Raw genomic sequence first — 4,789 nt, 5'->3', positions numbered from 1 at the left:
CCCCAGGCGCGGCGCCGCCACCCCGGCCAGCCCGCCCTGGAAGCGGCCGAGCGGGGTGCGCGCGGCGGCGGCGATCACCACGGGATCGCGCTCGGTCTCGGTCATGGCGTTGTCCTCCGCGGCCGAGCCTAGCGCGGGCCGGCCGCAAGGTGCGAGCCTCCGGCGCCGGGCAGGGCGGCAAGAAGCTGAGCCAAGAAAACGAGATGGCTCTGCAGGTGAAAATCTCACCGCACTGTTAAGGTCGTGCCGGGAGAGCGGTCCAGGGCAGCCATCGCCCGGCCAGGACGGGCATGGCCCTCCCTGCGGCGCCGCCGGGCGTGCGCGGCCCGCCCCGCCTGCGAGGTGACCCCGCATGACCGCCTACAACCCGCTGACCGGCATCACCTGGAATGCCAGCCTGTCCCATCCCGATGTCCGCTTCCGACTGATTCCCGGCGGGCTGACGCTCAACCTGCCGCTGGATCAAGACGAGGACGGCAACTACATCGAGTTCCGCCCGATCCAGACGGAGGCCTGGAACACCTATGAGCGCGCCCAGCTCCTCCAGGTGTTCGAGCTGTATCAGGCCATCACCAACCTGACCTTCACCGAGGTGGACACCGAGAGCGAGGCGGATTTCCACCTCCTGCTCGGCGACCTGCCGTCGCTCGAAGGCGCCACGCCGGCCGCCATCTTCAATCCGCCGGTCGGCGGGGAACTCGATGGCTACGGCATGTTCAACATCATCCCCCGCGCCTGGAGCCGCGAGCCGGGCGGGCGGCTGGACCAGGGCGGGTCGGCGTTCCAGACCCTGATCCACGAGATCGGCCACGGGCTGGGCCTGGCGCATCCGCATGATGACGGCGGCGGCTCCACCGTCTTTCCAGGCGTGGAGGACTCCTGGGAGACGGGCGAGTTCGATCTGAACCAGGGTGTCTGGACCATGATGTCCTATGTCCGCGGCTGGGCCACCGGGCCGGACGGGCCCCCGGTGCTGCCGGAATACGGCCACAGCATGACGCCGATGGCCTTCGACATCGCCGTGCTGCAGGCCAGGTACGGCGCCAACACCACCTACGCCACGGGCGACGACATCTACGAGCTGTGGGACACGGACGGCCCCGGCACCGGCTATGCCGCCATCTGGGATGCCGGCGGCGACGACGCCATCCGCTACAGCGGCGCGCGCGACGCGGTGGTCGATCTGCGCGCCGCGACGCTGGAATGGGCGCCGGGCGGCGGCGGCTTCGTGTCCTATGTCTCCGGCGTGCATGGCGGCTACACCATCGCGCATGGCGTGGTGATCGAAGTCGCGCTGCTCGGCGCCGGCAATGACCGCATCACCGGCAACGACGCCGACAATCTGTTCTTCGGCGGTTCCGGCAACGACATGATCGATGGTGGCGGCGGCCGCAACGCCGCCGGCTTCACCACCAGCTTCACCGAGCTGGCGAGCTTCGGACGCTACGGCAACACGGTCATCCTCGACGGGCCCGAGGGCCAGGACACCCTCGTCAACATCCACCGCCTGATGTTCGCCGACGGCACGATCGAGCTGGACCGCGGCAGCCCGCTGGTCGACCCGCTGCACTACTATTTCGACAATCGTGACGTGTGGCTCGCCGGGATGAACGCCGAGGAGCATTTCGCCAGCTATGGCTGGCGGGAGGGGCGCGACCCGAATTTCTACTTCTCGGTCTCCTCCTATCTGGCGGTGAACCAGGATGTCGCCGCCGCCGGCCTCAACCCGCTGGAGCACTATCTGGACTATGGCTGGCGGGAGGGCCGCGACCCCTCCGCCTGGTTCGACACCGACCTGTACCTGGCCCGCAACCCGGACGTCGCGGCCGCCGGCCTCAACCCGCTGCTGCACTACCTGACCTACGGGCAGAACGAGCAGCGCAGCAGCTTCCAGGCGCTGGGCAAGGAGATCCGCGACGGCTTCGACGCCGAGTTCTACCTGCTGGCCAATCCGGACGTGGCGCGTGCCGGCATCGACGCGCGCCAGCACTACGAGGAGTTCGGCTGGCGTGAGGAGCGCAGCCCGAATGGCTGGTTCAGCACCGAATACTATCTCGACATGAACCCGGACGTCGCCGCCGCCGGCATCAATCCGCTGGCGCACTATCACACTGACGGCTGGCGCGAGGGGCGCGACCCTTCCCCGCTGTTCGAGACCGGCCGCTACCTGGCGAACAATCCGGACGTCGCCGCGGCGGGCATCGATCCGCTCGAGCATTACCTGCGCTTCGGCCTGGCCGAGGGCCGCGACGCGCCCTTCTGACCGGCGCGGGCGGCGCGGCCCCGGCCGCGCCGCCCGCCGTTCAGAAAGTCACGCTGTAATGCAGCTGGGCGCCGTAATCATTGGCGGACTGCCCCTCCTCCCGCAGCCGGCGCCAGCCGAGGGTGGCGTCGAAACCCTTCAGCCAGGCCGCCAGCTCGCCGAGATCATAGGTGACGGAAGCGGTGTTCTGCGCCGCCTGCTGCGGCGCCGGGCCGCGCTCCTTCAGCCATTCATAGGCATAGGCCAGCGTCACCGGGCCGCGCTGCAGCGACAGGCCGGCGGTCAGCACGTCGCGGCGCAGCCCGCCGATGCCGTCCGCGTCGCGCTGCCGCAGCCATTCGACCAGCGGCGTGGCGCTCATCTCCAGCGGCAGCGGGATGGTCCAGGCGAGGCCGGCGACGCTGCCGCGCTCGGTCGCCGCCGTGCCGGCCGCCGCGCTGTCCAGCCCGGCGCGGCGCGAGGACAGGCCCAGCGTGTAGTCCAGGCTGCCCAGCGGCAGGGCGATGCCGCTGCCCTCCAGCGACAGCACCGCGTTCTGGTAGCCGCGCGTGTTGTCCGCCCCGCCATAGGCCCGCCGGTTGCGCGCGCTGTAGCGGGTGCGCCCCGAGGCATCCAGCACCGCGTGGCGGTAGGAGAAGAGCGAGGAGGACAGGGCGGTGCGGTCGGCCTGGAACATCTCCAGCTGCAGGCTGTGCCGGCCCCAATCCTCGTCCAGCCCGGCGAGGTCGGAGAGGGAGAGGCTGGCGCCGAAGCCGATCTTCTCGCTCAGCTCGTAACCTTCCGCGAAATCGGTGCCGTAGAGGCCGGGGGCGCGGTCCCAGGCGAAGCCGAAGCGCGGATGCAGCTTGCCGGCGAACAGCCGCAGCGGGCCTTCCGTCCAGCTCAGCAGCAGCGTCTCCACCCAGGCGGCCTGGCCGCGGAAGGCGCGGTCGCTGCCATCCGCCTCGCGCGGCGCCGGCTCGCTCTTGACGCTGCCCTCGATGGCGAAGCCCCGCGGCAGGGTCAGCGTCACCTCCAGCTCGGTCTTGTTGTAGAGGTCGGTATAGGCGCGGCGCCCGCCGCGGCGGCCGTTGCGGTCCACGTCCAGCTCGGTGTCGAGGCTGCCCTCGATGGCGAAATCGCCGGCGGCGAGACGCACCGGCGCCTCCTCGGCCCGCGCCAGGCCGGCGCCGAGCAGCAGCGGCGCGGCCAGCAGCAGCGCGGTCCCGCGCGGACGGCGCGGGGAGGAGGCAGGGCAGGGAGGGATGGGACACATGGCATGGCGTTCCGGCAAGGCTGCCGGCGCGGTTACCATGCGGGTCGAGCAATATTATAACATTTGGAAAATTTAAGCCGGCCGCCATGCGGCGGGCGCCCCGGCGCACCGGGACGCGCCCGCCGCCACGCCTCACTCGACGCGGATGTTCGCCCGCCGCCCCACCTCGCCCCAGCGCTGCGTCTCGCTGGCGATGAAGGCGCGGAACTCCTCCGACGTGTTGCCCACCGGGGTGATGCCCAGCTCCTGGAAGCGCTGCGCCACGGCGGGGCTGCGCAGCGCCGCGACCGCCTCGCGGTTCAGCCGCGCCACGATCTCGGGCGGCGTCCCGGCGGGGGCGAAGAGCCCGTGCCAGGACAGGCTCTCGAAGCCCGGCACCGTCTCGGCGATGGTCGGGATGTCCGGCGCCGCCGGGCTGCGCGTCAGCGAACCCACGCCCAGGATGCGGATCTTGCCGTCGCGCTGGAAGGGCAGGGCGGAGGAGAGGTTGTCGAAGGCCAGCGGCAGCTCGCCGCCCAGCAGCGCCGTCATGATCTGGCCGCTGCCGCGATAGGGCACATGCTCCATCTGCGTGCCCGTCAGCTGGGTGAACAGCGCGCCCGCCAGGTGGACCGAGGTGCCGACGCCGGAGGAGCCGTAATTGTAGTGGCCCGGCCGCTGCTTCAGCAGCGCCACCAGCTCGGCCACGTTGCGCGCCGGCAGGTCGTTGGTCACCGCCAGCGCGTTGGGCTGCGCGGCCAGCTGGGTGATCGGCGCGAAGTCGCGCAGATTGTCGTAGGGCATGCGCGCGAAGATCGCCGGGTTGATCGCATGGCTGCTGATCGTGCCGAGGCAGATGGTGTAGCCATCCGGCGCGGCGCGGGCGCAGGCCTCGCTGCCGATGTTGCCGCCGGCGCCGGGGCGGCTCTCCACCACCAGGGGCTGGCCCAGGCTCTGGCTCATCTGCTGCCCGACCAGCCGCGCCACCGTGTCCGAGGTGCCGGCCGAGAAGGGCACGATCACCCGGATCGGCTGCGTCGGATAGGCGCGGTTCTGCGCCGTGGCGGGCAGGGCGGCGAGCGGCAGCAGCGCCCCCGCGGCCAGCAGGGCGCGGCGGAACATCTTGGTCATGTTTCCCTCCTGGGCGGGGTTGGCCCTGCCCGTTTTGCTGTCCCGGGCCTCGCACCCGGCCGTCCCGCCGGCCCCGCGGCCGCCGGTCTGCTGTCTGTCACCCCGCCGGGCTCGCCGGCAGCGCTACCGCGCCGGGAAAGGCGACGGCGAGCGAGCGCAGC

General features: G+C 71.5%; 3 protein-coding genes. 1 reads left to right on the top strand and 2 read right to left on the bottom strand.

The genetic code is table 11. The features are described from left to right. Positions 1 to 352 precede the first annotated feature (352 nt). Positions 353 to 2,263, top strand: a complete 1,911-nt coding sequence (locus HMPREF0731_RS15895; protein WP_007005193.1) for a M10 family metallopeptidase — start codon at positions 353 to 355, stop codon at positions 2,261 to 2,263. Positions 2,264 to 2,303: 40 nt separating this feature from the next. Here HMPREF0731_RS15895 and HMPREF0731_RS15890 read toward each other — a convergent pair whose 3' ends face one another. Beyond that, positions 2,304 to 3,518, bottom strand: a complete 1,215-nt coding sequence (locus HMPREF0731_RS15890) for a hypothetical protein (protein WP_007005192.1) — start codon at positions 3,516 to 3,518, stop codon at positions 2,304 to 2,306. A gap of 132 nt (positions 3,519 to 3,650) precedes the next feature. After that, entirely contained in the window at positions 3,651 to 4,628 is a 978-nt protein-coding gene (locus HMPREF0731_RS15885) for a Bug family tripartite tricarboxylate transporter substrate binding protein (RefSeq protein ID WP_007005191.1), read from the bottom strand. Between the last annotated feature and the right edge of the window lie 161 nt (positions 4,629 to 4,789).

Source organism: Pseudoroseomonas cervicalis ATCC 49957, from assembly GCF_000164635.1.
GTDB classification, from domain to species: domain Bacteria; phylum Pseudomonadota; class Alphaproteobacteria; order Acetobacterales; family Acetobacteraceae; genus Pseudoroseomonas; species Pseudoroseomonas cervicalis.
Note: the sequence above shows the minus strand (reverse complement) of the source record. Positions and strands in the feature narration are given on the sequence as shown.

Bases quoted from the DNA above. Each gene is read 5' to 3' on its own strand.
- HMPREF0731_RS15895 (WP_007005193.1), top strand. From the start codon at position 353: ATGACCGCCTACAACCCGCTGACCGGCATCACCTGGAATGCCAGCCTG.
- HMPREF0731_RS15890 (WP_007005192.1), bottom strand. From the start codon at position 3,518: ATGTGTCCCATCCCTCCCTGCCCTGCCTCCTCCCCGCGCCGTCCGCGC.
- HMPREF0731_RS15885 (WP_007005191.1), bottom strand. From the start codon at position 4,628: ATGACCAAGATGTTCCGCCGCGCCCTGCTGGCCGCGGGGGCGCTGCTG.